Origin of the sequence: Bacterioplanoides sp. SCSIO 12839 (genome assembly GCF_024397975.1) — a bacterium.
Classification (GTDB): domain Bacteria; phylum Pseudomonadota; class Gammaproteobacteria; order Pseudomonadales; family Oceanobacteraceae; genus Bacterioplanoides.
Genome location: NZ_CP073745.1, coordinates 1,044,698 through 1,065,446, shown reverse-complemented (window position 1 = coordinate 1,065,446; position 20,749 = coordinate 1,044,698). Strand labels below are relative to the sequence as shown.

Here is a 20,749-nt window from a genome sequence, read left to right as displayed (position 1 = left end):
TTATGTTTAGCTCTGATTAAATATTAAGGCGTAACTGCAATTTTCAGTACCCCGTCACGCTGGTTTGCAAACAAGTCGTACGCTTCTACGATATTTTCCAGCTTATATTGATGCGTTACCAGAGGATCAAGGTTAATCCGGCCAGAGTTAATAATACTCATCAGGCGACGCATTCGTTCCTTACCACCCGGACATAGCGCAGTATTAATTTTATGGTCCCCTAAGCCAGCGGCAAAGGCAGACAGTGGTATTGTCAGATCTTCGGAATATACCCCTAAGCTGGAAAGCGTCCCCCCTGGCTTCAGTACCCGCAACCCCTGTTCAAAGGTCGACTGCAACCCAAGTGCTTCAATACTGGCATCTACCCCCCGGCCACACGTCAGCTTCATGATTTCATCCACAACATCAACATCATTAAAGTTCAGCGTGACATCCGCGCCGAGCTGCTTAGCAATCTCGAGACGTTGGTTATTGCCATCAATGGCAATAATGACACTCGCTCCGCGCAGCTTTGCACCTGCCGTTGCGCACAAACCAATAGGCCCTTGTGCAAACACCGCAACGGTATCACCAATTTTAATGTTTGCATTTTCAGCGCCAGCAAAACCCGTCGACATAATATCTGGGCACATCAATACCTGTTCATCGCTCAGGCCATCAGGAATGGGGGCCAGATTGGCCTGGGCATCCGGAACCAACACGTACTCGGCCTGAGTACCATCAATAATATTGCCAAACCGCCAACCTGCAGTGGCTTTGTAGCCATGCTGATGACAATTGCAGCTTTCGTCATGTAAGTAGGCACCATCTTGTGATGGCAGGCCATCCTGACAAGCATAAGAAGTGAAGCTGGGGCAAATGGCTCCGGCAATAACACGTTGACCTTCGCAATAACCTTGCACATTGCTACCCAGCTTTTCGATGACCCCCACCGGCTCATGACCAACCGTCAGCCCTTGTTTCACCGGGTATTCGCCCTTGAGGATATGAACATCAGTACCACAAATAGTTGTAGTGCTGATTTTTATCAGGGCATCGTTTGGCCCGATTTCAGGAATCGCTTTATCGATAATTTCAATTCGGTTGGGCTCTATAAAAGCCGCTGCTTTCATCATCATCTTCCAGTCCTCTATCCGTTATCAGCATGGAACTTTTGTATTCTCAACACCTACTTCTACTGTATTTAAATTCTTTATTGTGAGTACAGATCAGATACGCCATTTACAGCGCTATTCAGGTAACAACCGGCTTTACATCAACAATTGCTTGAATAACCTCCCTGTTCACAACAACCTGGCATCAACCTGCAACAACTCAAAGCCCATGAAAAACTGAACTTCACCTTGAATTTGTCACTTTTGACACGTTTCAAGCCTACCTACCAGTAGGTAGGCTAATGACTATTCGATAGTGATCAGGAATACAGCTAAGGCTATGTCCGCAAACCACGCGACTCACATCAACACTAATCCCGGCACGAGCCGCAAACAGCAGATACTTGAACTGTCTGCCGATTTGTTACGCGAGAAAGGGTTCAGTGGTTTCAGTTATCAGGACCTGGCCAAAGCCTTAGGCATTAACAAAGCCAGCGTGCATCACCACTTTGCACAAAAGGTGGACTTAGGCCTGGCACTCTGTGACTGGACCGAACAATGGTTGCAACAAGGCTTCGATCATTTTGATGCGAATAATGATTCGGCACTTGCACGCCTGAAGCATTATCTCGCAACTGCCGCTCGCCATACCTTTAATGAACACAAGCTGTGTCCGGTAAGCGCCCTGAGCAGTGAATTAGTACGGTTACCCCAAGCCATGCAACAACGCCTGGCTGAGCTGGCCGAATACGAGTTGAACTGGATTGAAAAAATCATCAGTGACGCTCAGAAAAACAATGAATTGAACACCCTGGCGTCGCCAAAAGAAATGGCACAGTTGTTTATCCACAGCTGCAAAGGCGCCTTGTATTACGGCCGACTGCAACCTTCCGTTGCCGCTGGCCAACACTATTTTCAACACAATATGGAGCTGTTGCTGAATCAGTGGCGCAGCCAATAAATTGTATTAAGGAAAGGAAACAACGATGACACACAATCCAGCCTTATTTCAGCCGATTAACCTTGGCACTCTATCACTGAAAAACCGCATCGTGATGGCGCCCATGACCCGTACTTACTCACCGGGCAATGTTCCGAATGACATGGTGGCTCAATATTATGAACGCCGTGCTGAGAATGAAGTAGGCCTGATCATTACCGAAGGTACTTGCGTTGGCCATAAAGCAGCAAACGGTTACCCTAGAGTACCGTTTATTTATGGTGAAGAAGCCCTGGCCGGCTGGAAAAAAGTGGTTGATGCCGTGCATGCCAAAGGCGGCAAAATTGCTCCTCAACTGTGGCACGTTGGCGCTATTCGAAAAGAAGGGGTTGAGCCGGATGTATCCGTTCCGGGTTACAGTCCATCAGGCTTAGTAAAACCTGGCAAAGAAAATGGCATTGCCATGAGCCAGGAAGACATTAATGACGTCATCGAGGCCTTCGCTCAGGCAGCGGAAGATTCCAAAAACATCGGCTTCGATGCCGTTGAAGTACACGGTGCCCACGGTTATTTAATCGATCAGTTCTTCTGGGAAGGAACCAACCAGCGTGAAGATCAATACGGTGGTGATCTGGTGGCACGTACTCGTTTTGCCTGTGAAATTGTTGCCGCCATTCGTGAACGTGTGGGTGAGGACTATCCGATTATTTTCCGTTTCTCCCAATGGAAGCAGCAAGACTATGATGCTCGCTTAGCAGAAACGCCGGAAGAATTAGAAGCCTTCCTGAAACCTTTGGTTGAGGCTGGTGTGGATATTTTCCATTGTTCGACTCGCCGCTTCTGGGAAAAAGAATTCGAAGGCTCCGATATGAACCTGGCTGGATGGACCAAAAAACTCACCGGCAAACCAGCGATTACCGTTGGCAGCGTTGGCTTAAATGCATCCTTTATTGACGAAGAAAAACGCGACATGATTGATGCATCGGGTGTGCAAACTGCCTCCTTTGAGGAGTTAAATCAACGCGTGGATGATAACGAATTTGAGTTGGTTGCCGTTGGCCGGGCGTTATTACAAGACCCTGAATGGGTATTAAAAATTAAAGACGGTCGTTATGACGAGCTGGAAGATTATTCCAAACAATCACTGATGCAGCTGGTGTAATCCAATTTAAACCGTTAGACCTGTGGAGACTGCCGATGAATCAGTCTCCCTTTGCCCTGCTCTCTGAGCAGGGCTTTTTTATTCTTTAAATCAGGCAAATGCCGTCGCTATAAAACTCTGCCGCGATTCAGTCCATTGACGCCACTGTGCTAATTGTTCAAAACGATCATTAACCGCCAATTCAGGCAAGCGAAAATCCAGATAGTCTAGCGCCACTGCAATGGCAATGTCTGCCAGGCTCAGTACTTCCACTGGTTGTGTCAGATTCTCATTAAACACCGCTAATGTCTGCTTGATAGCCGCCCAACGACGTTTCCCTAAGGCACTTTCGCGCACATCAGTGCCATCAAACTTTTCATGAATTACGGTATTAAAAGAACGATCCATCAGTCCAATCGCTAATCCAAACAGTTGCCAGTCAACATCTGTAGCGACAGATAAATCGGGGGTTGCTGTCAGTTGATTCAGATATTGTGCAATCAGAATGGATTCTGAAATGGCGACACCACTGTCGGTGATTAATGCCGGAACACGCCCCACAGGGTTCGCAGACAACAGCTCTGGATCATCATTCCAGACATCCACCAGCTGCTCCTCAACGCGTGATGCCAAACCTTTCTCCCGGCAAACAATACGAACCAGACGCGCATAAGGTGACGTTGAGGTGAACAATAGTTTCATACGTATATTCCCTTTCGATGAATTGTCACACTATAGACTGCAAACTCCGACGAAAATTCCCGGCAATCCATATCAGAATAAAACCAACGGCCATGATAATAGCCGCCGCAAAAAATAGCGGGTAATAGCTGCCCAATGAAACATACATTGCCGACATCACGTAACCCGAAATTGCCTGGCACAATGCAAACACAGCCGTTGCCATTCCCCAGAGAGCTTTGTGCCGTGCGGCACCCAGCCAGTGTGCTAACAATGCCGATGTCAGACCAACAACACCCGGAACCATCGCACCAACTAAAAAGGAGGATAAAGAACGACTGAAGACCTCTGTTGAAAATAACATCACCGCAATACCCAGCGCTTTGGCCAGATAGGCAATGGCAAGTGCATTTTTTATCCCCAGTCGCTGGGATAACCAGGCAGTCATGATAGGCCCACAGCAGGCTCCCACACCAAAAATTAACCACTGAGTTGATGCGATATTGACGCCAAGCTCCTGCTCCCGGGCAAGGTAATCGACCCAGAATAAGGAGTGAGGAACATAAGCAATGGCATCCAGGCCATACGCAAAAATCACCAGAATAACGGCGGCGCCAATGGCTTTAATTCCATTTGGTGGTGTTTGAGACTGGCTTGTTACAGAAGGAGTCGTTATAGAAGAAGTGGTTACAGAAGCAGAAGCGACAAAACCACCTTGCTGAATAATCTTTTGTAAACCTGCATGTCCAACCCAGGCAACCAGCAAACTCGCCAACGCCAGCACAGCCCAGGTGAATGATAAATCCTGATTAATTAACAAGGGTACTGCTAACGAAGAAATAACAGCACCAAGACCAATACCAGTAAAAACTAACGCCCCAACATTGCCGCGTCGTTCAACCGGAGCCAATGACAATGCCGCCGAGGGGGCAAGTACCATCAGCCAGGCGCCGGTAGCACCGGCGACAAAACGCCAGAGAAAAAACCAGCTGAACCAGCCGGGTAAAATACATAAGGCAAAGCTCAGCACGACCCCAGCAAAGCTCAATCGTAATAATACCGGACTACCAAATCGCTGAGACAATGGATGTGCAGAGACTGCACCCAGTAAATATCCTAATAAATTAGCCGCTCCCAGGTACACCGCCTGACTATCATTAAACCAGCCCTGCACCACCAGCTCAGGTAACAACGGAGTGTAAGCAAAACGGGCAATACCAACACCTAACAAGGTGGCAGCAATACCTAACTGAATAATAGCCAGATCGGCCCGGTGAATCATAAAACACTCCCATTTCTTCTGCGGCGAATCTTAAATGCCCGGGGTTACAGGATAAAGCCAACTAACAGGAACCTTTTGTTGCATTACAGATCCTAAAAACCATAACAAACAAGAGAAAAGCATCATCATGAGTCACGTTACCGATACCTGGTTGTTTACGCTACTGGAAATCATGTCTGTTGTGCTGATCACCCTGATCGGATTTTCATTGCTGGCAGTGATTGTGATGTATATCCGTGATGTGACTCAAACGGAACAAACCATTCGTCGTAACTACCCGGTGGTTGGTCGTTTTCGGTATGCTTTCGAACATATGGGCGAGTTTTTCCGCCAATACTTTTTTGCCATGGATCGGGAAGAACTGCCTTTTAATCGGGCGGAACGTTCCTGGGTATATCGTGCCGCCAAAAATGTCGACAGTACTATCGCCTTTGGTTCAACACGTGACCTGCGCCCGGCCGGGTCAGTATATTTTGTCAATTGCCCGTACCCAACACTGGGCCAGGATGCGGTTGCCACATCAACCGTGACGATTGGTGAATATTGTCGCACTCCCTATCAAACCAACTCACTGATTAATATCTCTGGCATGAGCTACGGCGCTCTTTCTATACCGGCAGTAAGAGCGTTATCAAAAGGCGCAAAAGCCTCTGGCTGTTGGATGAATACCGGCGAAGGTGGGTTATCGCCCTATCACCTGGAAGGTGGTGCCGATATCGTCTTTCAGATTGGCACGGCTAAATTTGGCGTTCGTGACAATGACGGTCATCTCAGCGATGACAAACTGAAAGAAGTTGCCGCGCATGAGCAGGTCAGAATGTTTGAGATTAAACTCAGCCAGGGAGCCAAACCCGGGAAAGGCGGTATTTTACCCGGTGCCAAAGTCACCGAAGAAATTGCCCGTATTCGGGCCATCAATGTTGGCGAAGATGCCATCAGCCCAAACCGCCACCCGGATATTAACAACAGCGGCGAATTACTCGATATGATTGCCCGTGTGCGTGAAGTAACCGGCAAGCCGGTTGGTTTTAAAGCCGTGATTGGCGCTTATGGCTGGCTCGATACCTTATTTGAAGCCATCAAAGAGCGTGGTATTGAATCAGCGCCGGATTTTATCACCATCGACGGCGCTGATGGCGGCACCGGTGCAGCGCCACAAAGCCTGATGGACTATCTCGGTATGCCGCTACAGGAAAGCCTGCCGATGGTGATTGATATGCTCAACCGTCATGGTCTGAAACAACGCATTAAAGTCGTTGCCTCTGGCAAGTTAATTACTCCTTCGGGTGTCGCCTGGGCCTTAGCGGTAGGTGCGGATTTTGTCACCAGTGCCCGCGGTTTTATGTTTTCATTGGGCTGCATTCAGGCACTCCAGTGTAATAAAAATACCTGCCCAACAGGCATCACCACACACAATAAAAAATTACAGCGTGGCTTAAACCCGCAGGATAAGTCCGTGCGGGTTGCCAATTATGTGAATAATATGAAATACGAAGTAGGCATCATTGCGCACTCTTGTGGCGTTAAAGAACCACGCCAGCTGAAGCGTTACCACGCTCGGGTCAGGCAGGATAATGGCAAAAGCATTCCGCTGGATGAACTGTATCCGGATCAATCGCCATCCACCTGATGTTTCTGTCGTTGTTAATTCTGCGGTTGATGCTGACGGTGCTGTTGTTTATTCGCCCTGAATAGTGACGACCAGATGACGCGAGGTCGCATGATTGCGGTGCTCTCCCAAATAAATACCCTGCCAGGTTCCGAGATTCAGGCGACCATTGGTAATTGGAATGGTCAACGTATTACCTAAAATACTCGCTTTTAAATGGGCAGGCAGGTCATCCGCACCTTCGTAAATGTGGGTGTAATAAGGCTCGTTTTCCGGCACATGATGACTGAAGAAGGATTCAAAATCATCACGAACAGAAGGATCTGCATTTTCGTTAATCGTCAATGACGCAGACGTATGCTGAATAAATATATTGATCAGACCAATACTGATTTCCTTCAATTCAGGCAACTGAAACAACAGTTCATCGGTAATTAAATGAAATCCCCGCAAGTGTGGTTTGAGCGTTATTTCTTTCTGAATCCACATCGGCCATATTCTCCATACAACATAACGTATGAAGAATATGATACGCCGCTCGTAGCATGGATGCACGACATCGGTAGCAAGTTTGAGAGCTAACCGACCGGCTCCTTAGCCAAAACAGGTTTAAGCCATTTCCGCTTCGGCTTCTTTTTGTGCGGCAATCATGACATCAGCCAGCAAAGTATAAACTTCTGTCCATGCGCCTTTTACTTCGTCGGTAAACGCATCACCTAAGCCTTGCTCTAACGTCCATAACAGCGCCGAGCCAACCGTAGCATAATGTGCTTCTTTAACTCCGTAACCCACATGGCGGGCACCAAGGTTTTTAACCGCCGGAACAATACTGTCGAGATCGGTTAAACCTCGTACCGCAATACCAATCATTTTCATCAGTTTGGCACCCTGCTCAGTCATATCCCCTTTAAATAAAGGTTTTAATGCCGGATCCAGTTCAAACAAACGGCCATAAAATAATTCTGCGGCTTTATCTGCAATGGGTTCAACCATGGCAAAGGTATCCTGAACCGCGGTAATTTTGCTTGCTTCCATCGTCTTATCCTCTCATCAGTATGATGTGGTTTTTTGTTACTGCACTTTTATTAACTGCGCTGTCGTTTATTTGACCTTAGAAACCATATAGTCGACAGCCAGGCGTACTTCATCGTCACTTAATGCAGGGTTTCCGCCACGGGCCGGCATATCACCCCAGCCTTCCAGTGCGTGTTGATATAAGCTGTCTTTGCCACGTACCAACCGTTTATTCCAGGCCGCCTGATTACCAATCACAGGTGCCCCGGCCAACCCGGTTGAGTGGCAGACTTTACAGGTATCTTCCCAAATAGCCTGACCAGGATGTGGTGCCTGAGAACAGGCACTACATGCGAGAATCAAAGGCAACATAAACCGATGTTTTGTCATTGTGATTCTCCTGATTAATCTGGCTTACAGTGGTACACGCACCACAACGCCACCCATCACCTCACCAATTTTGAAATCCGTTTTCGGCGAATCTTTGTGTTCGTTATGGCATTTAGTACACGCCGGAGATACGGCAACATCGGCATACACCGCAGTGAAATATTTTTTATCACCTAATTCTTCCGTACCGTAGAAGTTTTGTCCCGGATTTGCGGCAACGTATTCCAAACCTTCTTTTTCCATCGGTGTTTTTGGCGCATTTTGTTTGTTGATCGGCCATACCGATTGCAGCGAATAGGTGAAATCATTGGTCATATCGGCCACACCTTCAGCCCCTAAACGGAACATCTGCGCGGGTAATGGAGCACCATCGTCCATATCTTCCCAATGTTCATTTGGCTTAATAAAGTCACCTTTATTGGGCCCTAAACGCTGAATAATCAGTTTGGTGTAGTTGGTTCGATCCGATTTCATTACGGCAAATAAAGAGTCAGTAAAAATTTTCGGGTCAATACCAACCGCTTTTTCTTCTTCTCCACAACCTGTCAGCAACATAGCTGAAGTCAGCGCAGTTAACGCGGTGGCGGCAATACGTTTTTTAAAATTCATCATGCTTTCTCTCCATCGGTTTATTTAATGATCGCGCTGGGTGGCCATCTCAATGCCGGGCACGTGATGTGTTGGCAGGCCATTAAAATTATTATTAATGAGATCTGGGTCGGCTAAGGCATCAATGCTGAATTCCAATGAATGACATTGCATGCAGGTTGGACGAATCATTTTTTCATTCGGCCGTAATGTGGCGTTTTGATTATGCTGAGTCAGCCATTGTTCACTGCCAAAAATCTCTTGTTCCATAACTGGCATATGACAGGTAGCACAGCTAACCCCTTGTTCGCTGGCAATCACACCGTCACGGACCTGTTGCCATAACTGACCGTGTGGGCTTTGCTCAAATGCCTGGCTGTGATCATCGGCGTGGCAGGTTAAACAAGCTTCCGCCGCAGCATATTGGGTATTGTCGGTATGAGCGGCATGACAGCTGTTACAGCCTAATTCGACATGGCTGTTTTCTGGCTTCATCGGCAAGCGTGCCTGGCCCGGTGTCATCGGGCTCAGCCCAGCTTTTAAGCGCATGCCATGTTTACCACTCAGGAAGCCAGCCACCTGAGGTTCATGACAGGCTGAACATTGTTGATGGCCCGGTTTTTCGATCCAGTTCTGTTGTGCATCGACATGACAGCTGTTACAGCCAACAGCAGCGTTACCATGAGCACTGTGCTGCCAGTCGAGTAAAATATCCGCTTTAATATGAGCAGCGCTTATTTCATTCTCAAACACACTTGCAGCTGATTCCGGTTGCCATTGAGCACCGATCGTTTGCAGATAATTGCTCAGTGTTGCTGGTAAGGTTTTATGAGCAATCTCACCGGGTGTTTGATGTTTTAATAAGAAGTCTTCGTAGAGCGCACGATTATCATGATAATTATGGCAGCCAGCGCTGGCGCAGGTTTCAAACCCCATGCCTTCATGGCTGGGACGCTCCTGGGCAATATTTTCATGGCATTGCACACAAAAATCATCCGGCAACGTCACTCCCATCGGGTGCATAATGTCTTCGTTATGTTCACTGTGGCAGCTGACACAATTACGAGCATCCAGTATCGCAACTAAATCGGCATTACGCGGGTCGGTAAATTTTTTCTTAGGATGTGAATCCAGCGCTGTTTTTAATTCGTCTTCATGGCAAGTTAAACAAGCATTCTGAAGAATTTCTTCACCACCCAGTTCACTGGTATGGCAGGCATCACATTGCAACTCGATCTGATAATGACCGTGACTGGTTTCACCAATTAAGAAGTCTGGCTTCTGTTCTTCCAGTACCAGCTGGTTGCCTAAATACCCAGCCAGCGCTAACGATGAAATCAACCAGCTTAGCCATACTATTTTTTTGATTGTTGAATTATTCATTATTAATACCGCCGCCGATTAAAACCAATACACAGACAAAATATGAAATGACAACAAAATAGGCAGCGGCCAGATCGCCAGAATATGGGTGAATAACGACCAGCGCTTAAAACGCTTAACAGCAACAGAAGGTCTGGCATGTTCCAATGCCGTTAGCCAGGTTAATAAACAACCCAATATCGAAGCGCTGAAAAAGCTGTAGAACAACCAGGCATTAATGCCCTGAATAGAGGAATTACCGGTATGTGCCAGCAAAATAATCAGACATAGACTGGTTAATAGCAAATGTAGCCAGCGCCAATCAGAAAAAGACCCTAAGGTCATTTTCTTCAGTCGTTTTCGGGCTGATAACAGCAATCCAAATGCCGTTAAGCCAAGCATGGTAAAGCCACTGATCTGGCGGTAATCCGAGTCACTCCACCATTGGCTGACCGACTGAAAAGCGTATTCCTGAGCAATGGGTAATGCCGGCATAAACAGATGTAATGCCGTAATAATAAGTGCCAGTATTCCCATAATTACTAACCCCAGCCAGGAGTCAGATCGGGTATCTTCATTCGCCGCTTGTTGCAGTGCCGGCTCGGCCAGGCTGAGATTAAATGACTCTTTAGGTATAACCTGAGTAAATAATGGCTGGCAACTGCCACATACGGTACCGGCCCCGGTACTGCTCAAAGGTAACTTCTGCTGGGCACAGGCGCGCAACTGACCTGCACTGACCTGGCGGCAATTACAAATAATGTGATGATCAGCAATGGCATCGGAGTCTGACCATAAACGCCCGGTCAGACGGAAGCGCAAACTGCGCCACCAGGGCAAAGATTCATTATTTAATAATAATTCCTGCAAACGCTCCTGATCCGGCCAGAAGCCAACCGCAGCCGCGCCTTTTAGCTGGCCTCTTTCAAAGTGTAATACCCGATGAGTCCCCTCACGATCATGCTCCAGATAACGGCTTTCCGGGCCTTCGTGTAATAAGCCAATTTCTCCTAAGCTGGTAACCGGTTGATCCAGTACTTTTAATCGCGTCGCCAGGCTTTTCTGCTGATAAGGCGAGCTATCCTGGCCAGCAAAACGGCGAGCTAATAAGCTCGCTTGCTCCAACCCCGGAGCAACCAGGCCATACACCTCGCCATTAAATTCAACACATTCTCCCACAGCATAAATAGACGAATCTGAAGTCGTTAAGGCATCATCAACAATAATTCCGTAATGTGTTTTCAGGCCTGCTTCTTGCGCTAACTGAATATTCGGACGGATACCCGTTGCCAGAATTAAGGTGTCGCATTCCAGGTAGCTGCCATCGCGTAAAATAATTCCGTCCATTTTACGTGAGCCGTCCACGGCCTGAATACCGGAAGCCGTGAGTACATTAATCCCTTCCTGTTCTAATGTTGCCTGTAATTTTGCCGCTGAATTTTCGGTCAGCTGTCGATTCATCAACCAGGCGGAATGATGAATTAACGTCACTTGAGTTGATAACCGACGCATGGCCCGAGCGGCTTCGATACCTAATAAACCACCGCCTAAAATCACAGTATGACGACTACTGACGCGGCGGGAAATTAATGCCTGGACATCGGTCATATTGCGGAAGCAATAAACTCCCGTCATATGTACACCCGGCAAGTTGGGGATATGAGCACTGGAGCCCGTTGCCAGGACCAGTTTGTCATAACAAAAGGTTTCACCTTTATCGGTCATAACAGACTGCTGAGCAGGATCAACAGCGATGATCCGGGTATGCCAATGAGTATGTATATTGCTGTTATTCGGTATGTTGAGGTCGAGATCTTCCAGCGATTTTTCACCGTACAAGAGTTGTGACAGTGCAACGCGGTTATAGGGCTGCCAGGGTTCATCACCAAAAATATCGATTTGGAAATCCACAGCAGAGTCTGCAACACAGGCCATTAACTCGTTACACAAATGCATGCCGACCGGGCCATTGCCAACAATCACAATGCGTTTGCTGCCATCCATAACCGCAACCGTATTGTCGGTATGGGTTTCAGATTCTTTTAGCGGAACATCACAATCCATATTTTTCCCATAAAAAAAGCCCGGTCCACACCCCGGGTGCAGAACCATGGGTGCAGACTGAGCTTCTTTGCTGATCATCGGTTATTTTGTCTTTTTTCATCGCTGCCGACGTTGGCTTAATAAACGATGAAATCATTGTTCTCACACTCTATTGGTGGATTATTAATTAAGAACAACGAACGAAATCTTATTTCTCTCGGGAGGGATAACAGCAGAACCTGTGCCATTTTTATTTTTTATAGATTTTTCATTTACTTAGAAAAATTGTCAGCAATGACGATAGCGGCGAATGCCTGCAGATGGTGCGGAATAAATTGATAGAGAATCAATAATGCCTAATTTTAGGGCCTGGTTACAGGGTTTGGTTTTAGGGCCTGTCAGAGAATACGGCCAGGCCCTGAAAAGTCAGCGTTGAATTCGAACACTTTCTTCGGATAATAAGCGGACAATGGGGTTTTCCCGGTATACTTTTTGTTTCAGAATGGCACCAATGCCTAAGCCGATGACAAAGCCGCCGATATGGGCCGCAAAGCCAATTCCCTGGACTCCCTGAATAATCCCAACAATATTGCTGAACACCAACCAGATGGCAAAATACCAGACAGGTGATATTTTTTTCTGATAGACCCAGAACATATAGCTCAGACTGGCATAACGAAACCACATCAGATACATACCAAACAGTGCCGAAATAGCGCCACTGGCACCCAGGTTAGGAATATCCGACCCCAGATTAAAAACGACACTGATCAAGCTGGCGCCCACGCCGCTGACTAAATAAATCAATAAATACCGGGTTTTTCCTAATACATCTTCCAGGTTGTCGCCAATGATATACAGGAAGTACATATTACCCACTAGGTGCATTAGGCTACCGTGCAGAAATACCGAAGTGATCAACGCCCAGAGTTCTTCACCTCGGGTGATTTCCGCCGGTGTATAAGCGAAGTGGCTATACATCCAGTTTTCCAGCTCCAGGTTACCGCTGTAACTGAAAAAAATAACCGTATTAAGAATAACCAATAGCCAGGTAATCAGTGGCTTTTTATGCGGCTTAATGTTGTATTCAACCGGCATTTTGGCCAAGAATTGAAATAACCAACTTTTTACCGTGATCTTTTTATTCAGCTCGTCAAGAGATTGCCGGATACGTGGTGAATGTTCGACTTTCTCAAGTTGATCATGCTCGACCCAAACACCATCACACTCCATACAAATATCCACCTGCACATCATAATCTTTCAATAACTGGAAGTTATGCAAATGTGATGGGCAGCTTGGACACTGTCCTTCGGTGCGCTTATTTCTATCGCCTAATAATGTTTCGTATTGAGAGTTATCTTCTCCATTATCAATTGCCGATAACAAGCTGTTTAATTCACCGTGCTCAAACCAGACACCACCACACTTTCGGCAGACATCTAACTCTTCACCGTGATAATGCGTAATATCCAATGCGTCTTTGCGGCAGTGTGGGCAATATTTCACATTCATAACGTTGCCTTACCGTCGACACCTTTGATGTCATCAACATAGACGTCAAACGCCTCAAGATAAGTCGCCAGGTATTGAGTGTTCGCCTTTAACTTTGGCAGTACATTATTTTCCATATTCTCCAGCTGTGCCTGCATCAGCTTGCTGGCATGCTGCGGCCCATAAGTAAACGATTCACGCTTGGCAATAATATCATTCACCTGAGCATAAAAGCGGCGGGTTTCTCCCAGAAAGTAGCTTGGAGTCTCTAATGTGGTTTGTGAATACTTCATGGTTTCCCAAACATAACGACTGATTTTTGGGGAGTTTGCCTTGATTTGATTGGCTGAAATACCGCGGCTGAGATAGCTCTGGTCATATTCTTTAAGAATCGCAACATTATCCTGCAGCTCTTCGTATAACGACTGACGCAAAAAGTAGTTATTCTGACGGGCAATGACATCATCAAATAATATCGCCTGCTGAAGTCCGGCCTGAGCAGCAAGGTACACACCGGCAATCGTGGCAATAATCATGAGAATATGGCCAACCCAAAAACCTGAGCTGGTCAATTCGGAGTGATTCATTTTCTTTTTAGGCAGAGAAGTTCGCATAACAATCCGTTCCTTATTATCAGATCGGACATGCTAACAAAGTGCTGTATCAGGAAGAAGTGCCAGGGCCTGCTAACCAGCCCCGGCTTATTCATAACGCTTAGCGGAAGGACTTACGATCCACAAACGGCTTTGGCTCTTTTCCTTTCGCCAGGCCATTTTTAATCGCAATCATATTATTTTTGCGACCTAACAGGCGTGCCTGAACCCAGCGCTCCCAGCGCAATGCCTTCCAGGTATCCGCTTTCCAGGTTTTCTTAAACAGATATTTGGTCGCAGCAATCGCATCCGGTGATTTTGAGGCAATGGTTTTTGCCAACGCTTCGGCATCAGCCATCGGATCTTCAGAAAGCTTCGAAATTAAACCGTATTCATGCCCTTCTGTAGCGCTGAATTCACGGCCAGTCATGGTCAGTTCCTGGGCAATATCGATGCGAGTGAGTTGTGATAAGGTCACCATGCCACTCATATCAGGAATCAGGCCCCATTTCATTTCCATGATCGACAGGTTGGCATCGGGTTTAGCAATACGATAATCCGTGGCCAGAATAATCTGCATACCACCGCCAAAGCAGTTGCCATGTACCACTGAAATCACCGGAATCGGTAGATCCCGCCAGCAATGTGCAATTTCCTGAGCGACATTCTGCTTGGTCCACGGAAACTTCAGGAACACTTTTGCCACCATACTGGGTTCTTTATTCAAAGCACCAAAGTCCAGACCGGCACAAAATGAAGGTCCATTCGCCGACAGAATCACACAACGAATACTGCGATCTTTACGGATTTTTTTCGCCGTTGCGATCATCTGCCGAAACATCGGCATATCCAGGCCGTTCAGTTTCTCTTCGCGATTCAGAGTCACGTAAGCAATTCGGTCTTTTACTTCAAGCAATACACGGGGTTTATCAGTCATGAGCGTCTCATTCAAATGAGTAATCAATTTACTTTTGGGACCATAATTCCATAGCAAAGAAAGGCTTTCCATGATCATTCAGAACATTTCAATGTCTGATCCTGAAGTTTCAATCATCACATATGAGTAAAAGTTACGGATTCCACCATAACGCGCATTAGTTTTGATGATATTTTTATAATCTCGTAGAATCCCACACCAAGACTAAAGTCGTAACACGGTATTGAGATCACTATGAGTCCGCAACAATTGCGCCTGCGCGATGAACTAATTGCCAAACGTATTGCTGCCGCTAAAACCAGCGTTGTTAAAGCAGTTTTCCCATTTACCACCAATCATCACGAAACGCTGTTTGGTGGCCAGGCATTAAGCTGGATGGATGAAACGGCCTTTATTGCCGCAACCCGTTTCAGCCGCAAGCGATTGGTCACGGTGTCGTCAGATAAAGTGGACTTCACACATCCGATTCCAGAAGGATCAATGGTGGAGCTGGTTGCCGACATTATTCATGTGGGCAGAACGTCACTGAAAGTTGAAGTGAATATTTTTGTTGAAGACATGTACCGCGACGGCGTGAAAAAAGCCATTACCGGTGTGTTTAGCTTTGTTGCCATTGATGAACACAAAAAGCCTGTTCCTGTGCTTGATGGCTTTGATCAGGAAACCGGATTAAGCGCTGCCTGATCTGCGCTTTTTAGATTATGGCTCATGCTTAGGCAGGAGCCATGGTAAAGGCGATCACCAGCCTTGAGTGTGCTGTTGCACCAGATCAACCATCATCTGAATATGATCATCACGATCATTTAAGCAAGGAATATAGTGGTATTCTTTACCACCTGCTTCGATAAAGTTCTCGCGGTTTTCTTCTTCAAGTTCTTCTAAGGTTTCCAGGCAATCGGCGGCAAAAGCCGGGCTGATCACATCAACACGTCCAATGCCCTGCTCTCCCCATTCTTTCAAGGTGAAGTCGGTATAAGGTTTCACCCATTCTTCACGACCGAAACGTGATTGAAACGCACAGAACCACTGATCATCCTGCAGGTTCAACGCATCCGCCAGCGCTTTGGCTGTTGCACGACACTGTGATGGATAAGGATCACCCCGATCTTCATAACGCTGCGGAATACCATGGAACGACATTAACAATTTATCGCCCTGGCCATGCTCGGCCCAATATTCTTTCACCGAATTGGCCAGCGCCTGAATATACAGCGGGTGTTGGTGGTATTCATTAACCCAGCGTGTTTCCGGCAAGTGCGGGCAGCCCTTTAAACCGGATGCCAGACGATCATAAACCGCCGCCGTAGTTGATGAGGAAAACTGAGGGTACAGTGGCAAGACCAGCATTTTGTCTACGCCTGCCTGGCGTAACTCGCGACCCGCCTGCTCCATCGTAGGCTGACCATACGTCATCGCCAGAGCAACCGGGATGTCCTGACCAAATGTCTCGGAGAGCTGTTGTTTTAAGGCTCGCTGTTGCTGTTTAGAAATTGCCATTAAGGGCGAACCTTCATCCGTCCAGATACTGGCGTACCCTTTAGCCACCATACGCGGTCGAAAGCGCAGAATAATGCCGTTAAGAATCAGCCACCAAATCGGGCGTGGCACATCGACAACTCGCTTATCCCATAAAAACTCAGCCAGATATTCACGCACGGCCTTCGCCGTCGGCGCTTCAGGGGTACCCAGATTTACTAATAACACACCAAATGGAGGACGAGATTCAGAACTCACGCGAAAACCTTGCTAACTGTCGGAAAAATTAATCAACGTATAAATTTTGCATAAGTTTATAGCAACTCTGATCCCGTGTTAACGGTACAGATCATGGAAATAACAGTCCGATGGCAATAACGCTATTCCAAAGACGCCAGTAGCTCCAAAGTAGCCTGGCGAACCGCTTCGGTTGAACGAAGAATCGCGTCAGCGCTTTGCTGGCTGCTACCCATCGTTTCCCAATGAGTTTGCCAGGTTTGCAATAATTCGGCGGACGTTGCCGCCATATTTTCAGCCAGAGGTGGTTTCATTAATGACGACAAATCCCGTATCAGCAGTACATGACTCCACCCCGTGCGTGGATTACCCAGATTCGTGTGGTCCATGTCATAGCGATGGTGGAACACCACATTCTGTAAGTCGCCCAACTTGAATAAAATCTCAAAAGCAGCCATGCGCTGGTTCTGATTATCTTCTGTTTGTTCATAACGCCAGGAGTTGTAGCTCAGACTACTCACCGCGACGAACAAACTGATGATGGCTACAGCATTCTGGCGTAACTGTTGGAAAATACTGAATGATGTCATAACAGGCCTTGGGGGTGATGCATCTCTTTTAACTATAGACATAACCCAGTGTTTGCAGTTCCTGGCAAAGTACAATCGATGAAGCATAAAAAAACCGCTGAAGCTTTCGCACCAGCGGTTTTTTGGAATGATTCGAGATGCCCGATAAGCCGGGTTCTGTCTCCTTTACCAAAGTAAAGGTGGCAATCATTCGTCTAGGCCTGCAATCGCTCACAGGCTCAAGCGACCTACCCGTTCCCAGCGCGGGCCACGCCTGTAGGGAACCTATTTGGTCTTGCTCCGGGTGGAGTTTACCTTGCAACCAACTGTTACCAGTGGCCCGGTGCGCTCTTACCGCACCCTTTCACCCTTACCAGCTCCCGAAGAAACTGGCGGTCTCCTCTCTGCTGCACTTGTCGTCGGCTCACGCCGCCCAGCCGTTAGCTGGCACCCTGCCCATTGGAGCCCGGACTTTCCTCCCCCTACTTCAACAAAAGCCAAAGTAAGCGACGATTGCCTGGGCATCTCGGCGGCGGATTCTAACAGAGCACCCTGGCAGATGCAGCCAAAAAGTGAGGTGGGGACCGTTTTAAACCTTGCCCTGAATCTCCAACGCCTTCTGATACAGTTCCTTTTTATTTTCACCACTAACCTCGGCAACGATGGCAGCGGCTTTTTTCGGCGGCAACTCTGCCAGCAACAAGCGGAAGAGTTTGTCGATATTAATCGCCGAGTTTGATTGTGGGTTTTTATTACCCGCAACCATTACCACAAATTCGCCTTTTTGCTGGTCAGCATCGACTTGCAGCTGCTCCAGGATGTCAGGCAGTGTGCCGTGATAAAAACTCTCAAAGGTTTTGGTTAATTCACGCGCCACACACGCTTCACGCTCTTCTCCGAAAACCTCGGCCATCACGCTCAGAGTATCCAGAATGCGGTGTTTAGATTCATAAAAAACCAACGTTGCCGACTCTTGAGCCACGTTTTCAAGCCGCTCTTTTTTGGCGCCGCTTTTGTGCGGTAAAAAGCCCTCAAATGCAAAACGATCGGTTGGCAGCCCAGCAGCAGATAACGCGGTAATAAGTGCACTCACGCCGGGAATTGGTGTAACCGTTAGTTGCTTTTGACGCAGCCCCTGTACCAGCGGATAACCCGGGTCGGAAATCAAAGGCGTTCCGGCATCGGATACCAGTGCCATGGTACGGCCATTGGTCAGGTGCTCAGCCACCTGTTCGATGCGATCTCTTTCATTGTGATCGTGTACCGATAATAACGGCTTTTTCAGCCCTAGGTGCTGAAGTAATTTTTGGGTATGTCTGGTATCCTCGCAGGCAATCAGATCAACCGCCGCCAGCACCTGACGCGCCCGTTCGCTTAAATCTGCGAGATTACCAATCGGGGTAGCAACCACATATAAGGTGCCGGGCTGCAACAGTGGAACAGATGTCATGCGGGGAAACTCTTTACAGTACGGTTCTAAGGCCGGTTTATTAAAAACAGGTGGCTTATTGCTGTTGAGCGCGTGTTTGGGGTTGGCAGGTTGTTCCAGCACTCCGAAACAAGCTGATTCGTTAACCACCGAACAAGCCGTTAACCTGACGGATCAGGAACAATTGAAGCAGGCAGCCACCAGCATCAAAGACGGCGAGTTTCGCAATGCTGCGCTGCAATTGCAACTACTGGGTGAACGATCACTCAGCAACCATGATCAAGTGGAATACTGGTTGCTTCAGGCTGAACTGAACCTGGCTACTGCTAACGTCGACAATGCCGGACAGGCGTTGCAACAGGTACAAAACATTCAGCAATTTGCCACACCACAGCAAGAACGCCACTACAGCCTGCTACGGGCACAATTGCTGGAAGCACAACAGCAATATCTGGCGGCCGCACGGGAACGTGATTTCTTAGCGGGTATCCTGACTGAAGACGAATGGCCACAGAATCATGAGCAAATCTGGCATAACCTGATGCAACTGCCCGAGCTGGAGCTATTGGCTTGGGCTGAAAAATCCCCGGACACTCAGTTTGGTGACTGGTTACAGTTGGCCGCAATTGGTAAAAACGCCCGCCTGACTCTGGATGAACATCTGGCCGAAGTCGAACGCTGGCGCCAGCAAAACCCAGCTCACCCGGCAGCCATTCATTTGCCCGGCAGTCTGGCCATTCTGGCGGATATTGCAGCATCCCGCCCCAAACAAGTGGCTCTGTTATTGCCATTATCCGGACCACTAGCCAAAACCGGGCAAGCCGTGCGTGATGGATTTATGGCCGCGTATTTTGCTTCACTGAATAAAGGTTCTGAAACACCACAAGTGACCGTATACGACACACAAACCTTTGACTCGATTGATTCTGCCTACCGTGCCGCACAGTTTGAAGGCAATGAATGGGTGATTGGCCCATTTAATAAAAAAACCGTGCAATCCTTACAACAGCGTGAGCAATTACCGCTGCCAACGCTGGCGTTAAATTATGGCGAACGCGACAACATGCAACCTGCCAACAACCTGTATCAGTTTGGTTTGGCCGCCGAAGATGAGGCGGTGCAAATCGCCAATCAGGCCTGGCAGGATGGCCATCGTCGTGCTCTGGTGATGATGCCCAAAGGCAATTGGGGGCAGCGGGTTTACGCCGCTTTTGAACAACGCTGGACTGAACTCGGCGGCGAAGTTGGTGAGCAGCGCTATTACAGCAATCGCAAAGATTACAACCCGGAAATCAAAGCCCTGCTGAATGTTGATGACAGCCAACAACGGTTTAACACCATGCGTAAAATTTTGCGTGAAAGTACCGAATTTGAACCTCGCCGTCGTCAGGACGTAGATTGGGTGTTTATGGTCGCCTTGCCAAAACAGGCGCGCCAGATCAAGCCAACACTGGAGTTTAACTTTGCCGGAGATCTGCCGATTTATGCCACCTCGCATATTTATTCCGGGGTAGTGAATCAACGCAAAGACCGCGACCTGAACGGCATCCGTTTTTGTGATGCTCCTTGGCTGCTGGAGAAAAGTGACCTGCACCAAACCATTGAATCGACATTAGAAAATGGTCAGGGTGGTTATACCCGCTTGTATGCCATGGGCGTTGACGCCTTTCGGTTATTGCCACGGCTAAAACAGCTAGAAGCCTTTCCGAACAGCCAGGTATTTGGCAGTACCGGAGCCTTATCGTTAGATCAACAACGTCGTATACACCGCCAGACACAGTGCACGCGCTTCCGCAGTGGTAAGCCTGCACAACTGGCTGCCAGCGACTGATTCATTTGTAATGCCCAATAACTCAACACAAGGACGTGT

Annotated in this window: 20 protein-coding genes and 1 other RNA gene; 5 read left to right on the top strand and 16 right to left on the bottom strand. The window is 47.7% G+C overall.

The window, feature by feature from the left end; genetic code table 11:
• Positions 1 to 23 precede the first annotated feature (23 nt).
• A complete protein-coding gene (locus tag KFF03_RS04955; RefSeq protein WP_255859328.1) occupies positions 24 to 1,118 on the bottom strand; it encodes an NAD(P)-dependent alcohol dehydrogenase in 1,095 nt (364 codons plus the stop codon).
• Positions 1,119 to 1,434: 316 nt separating this feature from the next.
• On the opposite strand from KFF03_RS04955, the gene KFF03_RS04950 reads away from it, so the two are divergent.
• Together KFF03_RS04950 and KFF03_RS04945 are read left to right on the top strand one after the other, a co-directional pair.
• Positions 1,435 to 2,055: a TetR/AcrR family transcriptional regulator gene (locus KFF03_RS04950; RefSeq protein ID WP_255859326.1), complete on the top strand. Its 621-nt coding sequence runs from the start codon at positions 1,435 to 1,437 to the stop codon at positions 2,053 to 2,055.
• Positions 2,056 to 2,080: 25 nt separating this feature from the next.
• Entirely contained in the window at positions 2,081 to 3,196 is a 1,116-nt protein-coding gene (locus KFF03_RS04945; RefSeq protein WP_255859324.1) for an NADH:flavin oxidoreductase, read from the top strand.
• 90 nt (positions 3,197 to 3,286) lie between these two features.
• Here KFF03_RS04945 and KFF03_RS04940 read toward each other — a convergent pair whose 3' ends face one another.
• A complete protein-coding gene (locus KFF03_RS04940; protein WP_255859322.1) occupies positions 3,287 to 3,877 on the bottom strand; it encodes a glutathione S-transferase family protein in 591 nt (196 codons plus the stop codon).
• Positions 3,878 to 3,902: 25 nt separating this feature from the next.
• Positions 3,903 to 5,138: a YbfB/YjiJ family MFS transporter gene (locus tag KFF03_RS04935; protein ID WP_255859320.1), complete on the bottom strand. Its 1,236-nt coding sequence runs from the start codon at positions 5,136 to 5,138 to the stop codon at positions 3,903 to 3,905.
• A 127-nt stretch (positions 5,139 to 5,265) separates the two neighbouring features.
• Here KFF03_RS04935 and KFF03_RS04930 point away from each other — a divergent pair, with 127 nt between their 5' ends.
• Positions 5,266 to 6,768: an FMN-binding glutamate synthase family protein gene (locus KFF03_RS04930; RefSeq protein ID WP_255859318.1), complete on the top strand. Its 1,503-nt coding sequence runs from the start codon at positions 5,266 to 5,268 to the stop codon at positions 6,766 to 6,768.
• A gap of 48 nt (positions 6,769 to 6,816) precedes the next feature.
• Here the strand turns inward: KFF03_RS04930 and KFF03_RS04925 are convergent, their stop codons facing one another.
• The 9 genes from KFF03_RS04925 to KFF03_RS04885 form a co-directional block, all read right to left on the bottom strand.
• Complete coding sequence (locus tag KFF03_RS04925; protein ID WP_255859316.1) at positions 6,817 to 7,236, bottom strand: secondary thiamine-phosphate synthase enzyme YjbQ; 420 nt, start codon at positions 7,234 to 7,236, stop codon at positions 6,817 to 6,819.
• A gap of 120 nt (positions 7,237 to 7,356) precedes the next feature.
• A complete protein-coding gene (locus KFF03_RS04920) occupies positions 7,357 to 7,782 on the bottom strand; it encodes a globin family protein (protein WP_255859314.1) in 426 nt (141 codons plus the stop codon).
• 66 nt (positions 7,783 to 7,848) lie between these two features.
• Positions 7,849 to 8,151, bottom strand: a complete 303-nt coding sequence (locus tag KFF03_RS04915) for a cytochrome c5 family protein (protein ID WP_255859312.1) — start codon at positions 8,149 to 8,151, stop codon at positions 7,849 to 7,851.
• 24 nt (positions 8,152 to 8,175) lie between these two features.
• On the bottom strand, positions 8,176 to 8,763 hold the full coding sequence (locus tag KFF03_RS04910) for a DUF3365 domain-containing protein (protein ID WP_255859310.1): 588 nt from the start codon (positions 8,761 to 8,763) through the stop codon (positions 8,176 to 8,178).
• Positions 8,764 to 8,784: 21 nt separating this feature from the next.
• Positions 8,785 to 10,122, bottom strand: a complete 1,338-nt coding sequence (locus tag KFF03_RS04905) for a cytochrome c3 family protein (RefSeq protein ID WP_255859308.1) — start codon at positions 10,120 to 10,122, stop codon at positions 8,785 to 8,787.
• Positions 10,123 to 10,140: 18 nt separating this feature from the next.
• Positions 10,141 to 12,243 (bottom strand): FAD-dependent oxidoreductase, encoded by a 2,103-nt coding sequence (locus KFF03_RS04900; protein ID WP_255859306.1) that lies wholly within the window; start codon positions 12,241 to 12,243, stop codon positions 10,141 to 10,143.
• A gap of 327 nt (positions 12,244 to 12,570) precedes the next feature.
• Positions 12,571 to 13,659 (bottom strand): rhomboid family intramembrane serine protease, encoded by a 1,089-nt coding sequence (locus KFF03_RS04895; RefSeq protein ID WP_255859304.1) that lies wholly within the window; start codon positions 13,657 to 13,659, stop codon positions 12,571 to 12,573.
• A complete protein-coding gene (locus KFF03_RS04890) occupies positions 13,656 to 14,252 on the bottom strand; it encodes a hypothetical protein (RefSeq protein WP_255859302.1) in 597 nt (198 codons plus the stop codon). The genes KFF03_RS04895 and KFF03_RS04890 overlap by 4 nt, the downstream gene beginning before the upstream one ends.
• A 100-nt stretch (positions 14,253 to 14,352) precedes the next feature.
• On the bottom strand, positions 14,353 to 15,168 hold the full coding sequence (locus KFF03_RS04885; protein ID WP_255859300.1) for a crotonase/enoyl-CoA hydratase family protein: 816 nt from the start codon (positions 15,166 to 15,168) through the stop codon (positions 14,353 to 14,355).
• Positions 15,169 to 15,402: 234 nt separating this feature from the next.
• Here KFF03_RS04885 and KFF03_RS04880 point away from each other — a divergent pair, with 234 nt between their 5' ends.
• Positions 15,403 to 15,852: an acyl-CoA thioesterase gene (locus KFF03_RS04880; protein ID WP_255859298.1), complete on the top strand. Its 450-nt coding sequence runs from the start codon at positions 15,403 to 15,405 to the stop codon at positions 15,850 to 15,852.
• 54 nt (positions 15,853 to 15,906) lie between these two features.
• On the opposite strand, the gene hemH is transcribed toward KFF03_RS04880, so the two are convergent.
• The 4 genes from hemH to rsmI all read right to left on the bottom strand — a co-directional run bounded on the left by hemH (position 15,907) and on the right by rsmI (position 18,900).
• A complete protein-coding gene (gene hemH / locus KFF03_RS04875; protein WP_255859296.1) occupies positions 15,907 to 16,902 on the bottom strand; it encodes a ferrochelatase in 996 nt (331 codons plus the stop codon).
• Positions 16,903 to 17,024: 122 nt separating this feature from the next.
• Positions 17,025 to 17,471 (bottom strand): hypothetical protein, encoded by a 447-nt coding sequence (locus KFF03_RS04870; RefSeq protein WP_255859294.1) that lies wholly within the window; start codon positions 17,469 to 17,471, stop codon positions 17,025 to 17,027.
• Positions 17,472 to 17,600: 129 nt separating this feature from the next.
• An RNA gene (gene rnpB / locus KFF03_RS04865) (RNase P RNA component class A) lies at positions 17,601 to 17,979 on the bottom strand.
• Positions 17,980 to 18,039: 60 nt separating this feature from the next.
• Positions 18,040 to 18,900 (bottom strand): 16S rRNA (cytidine(1402)-2'-O)-methyltransferase, encoded by an 861-nt coding sequence (rsmI, locus tag KFF03_RS04860; RefSeq protein WP_255859292.1) that lies wholly within the window; start codon positions 18,898 to 18,900, stop codon positions 18,040 to 18,042.
• Here rsmI and KFF03_RS04855 point away from each other — a divergent pair.
• Complete coding sequence (locus tag KFF03_RS04855) at positions 18,899 to 20,710, top strand: penicillin-binding protein activator (protein ID WP_255859290.1); 1,812 nt, start codon at positions 18,899 to 18,901, stop codon at positions 20,708 to 20,710. The genes rsmI and KFF03_RS04855 overlap by 2 nt on opposite strands.
• The last annotated feature ends 39 nt before the right edge of the window (positions 20,711 to 20,749 follow it).

Coding starts and splice junctions, on each gene's coding strand:
- KFF03_RS04905 (WP_255859308.1), bottom strand. CDS start 10,122: ATGAATAATTCAACAATCAAAAAAATAGTATGGCTAAGCTGGTTGATT.
- KFF03_RS04910 (WP_255859310.1), bottom strand. CDS start 8,763: ATGATGAATTTTAAAAAACGTATTGCCGCCACCGCGTTAACTGCGCTG.
- KFF03_RS04890 (WP_255859302.1), bottom strand. CDS start 14,252: ATGCGAACTTCTCTGCCTAAAAAGAAAATGAATCACTCCGAATTGACC.
- KFF03_RS04920 (WP_255859314.1), bottom strand. CDS start 7,782: ATGGAAGCAAGCAAAATTACCGCGGTTCAGGATACCTTTGCCATGGTT.
- KFF03_RS04945 (WP_255859324.1), top strand. CDS start 2,081: ATGACACACAATCCAGCCTTATTTCAGCCGATTAACCTTGGCACTCTA.
- KFF03_RS04880 (WP_255859298.1), top strand. CDS start 15,403: ATGAGTCCGCAACAATTGCGCCTGCGCGATGAACTAATTGCCAAACGT.
- KFF03_RS04855 (WP_255859290.1), top strand. CDS start 18,899: ATGCGGGGAAACTCTTTACAGTACGGTTCTAAGGCCGGTTTATTAAAA.
- rsmI (WP_255859292.1), bottom strand. CDS start 18,900: ATGACATCTGTTCCACTGTTGCAGCCCGGCACCTTATATGTGGTTGCT.
- KFF03_RS04925 (WP_255859316.1), bottom strand. CDS start 7,236: ATGTGGATTCAGAAAGAAATAACGCTCAAACCACACTTGCGGGGATTT.
- KFF03_RS04915 (WP_255859312.1), bottom strand. CDS start 8,151: ATGACAAAACATCGGTTTATGTTGCCTTTGATTCTCGCATGTAGTGCC.
- KFF03_RS04940 (WP_255859322.1), bottom strand. CDS start 3,877: ATGAAACTATTGTTCACCTCAACGTCACCTTATGCGCGTCTGGTTCGT.
- KFF03_RS04870 (WP_255859294.1), bottom strand. CDS start 17,471: ATGACATCATTCAGTATTTTCCAACAGTTACGCCAGAATGCTGTAGCC.
- KFF03_RS04885 (WP_255859300.1), bottom strand. CDS start 15,168: ATGACTGATAAACCCCGTGTATTGCTTGAAGTAAAAGACCGAATTGCT.
- KFF03_RS04955 (WP_255859328.1), bottom strand. CDS start 1,118: ATGATGATGAAAGCAGCGGCTTTTATAGAGCCCAACCGAATTGAAATT.
- KFF03_RS04895 (WP_255859304.1), bottom strand. CDS start 13,659: ATGAATGTGAAATATTGCCCACACTGCCGCAAAGACGCATTGGATATT.
- KFF03_RS04935 (WP_255859320.1), bottom strand. CDS start 5,138: ATGATTCACCGGGCCGATCTGGCTATTATTCAGTTAGGTATTGCTGCC.
- KFF03_RS04900 (WP_255859306.1), bottom strand. CDS start 12,243: ATGATCAGCAAAGAAGCTCAGTCTGCACCCATGGTTCTGCACCCGGGG.
- KFF03_RS04930 (WP_255859318.1), top strand. CDS start 5,266: ATGAGTCACGTTACCGATACCTGGTTGTTTACGCTACTGGAAATCATG.
- KFF03_RS04950 (WP_255859326.1), top strand. CDS start 1,435: ATGTCCGCAAACCACGCGACTCACATCAACACTAATCCCGGCACGAGC.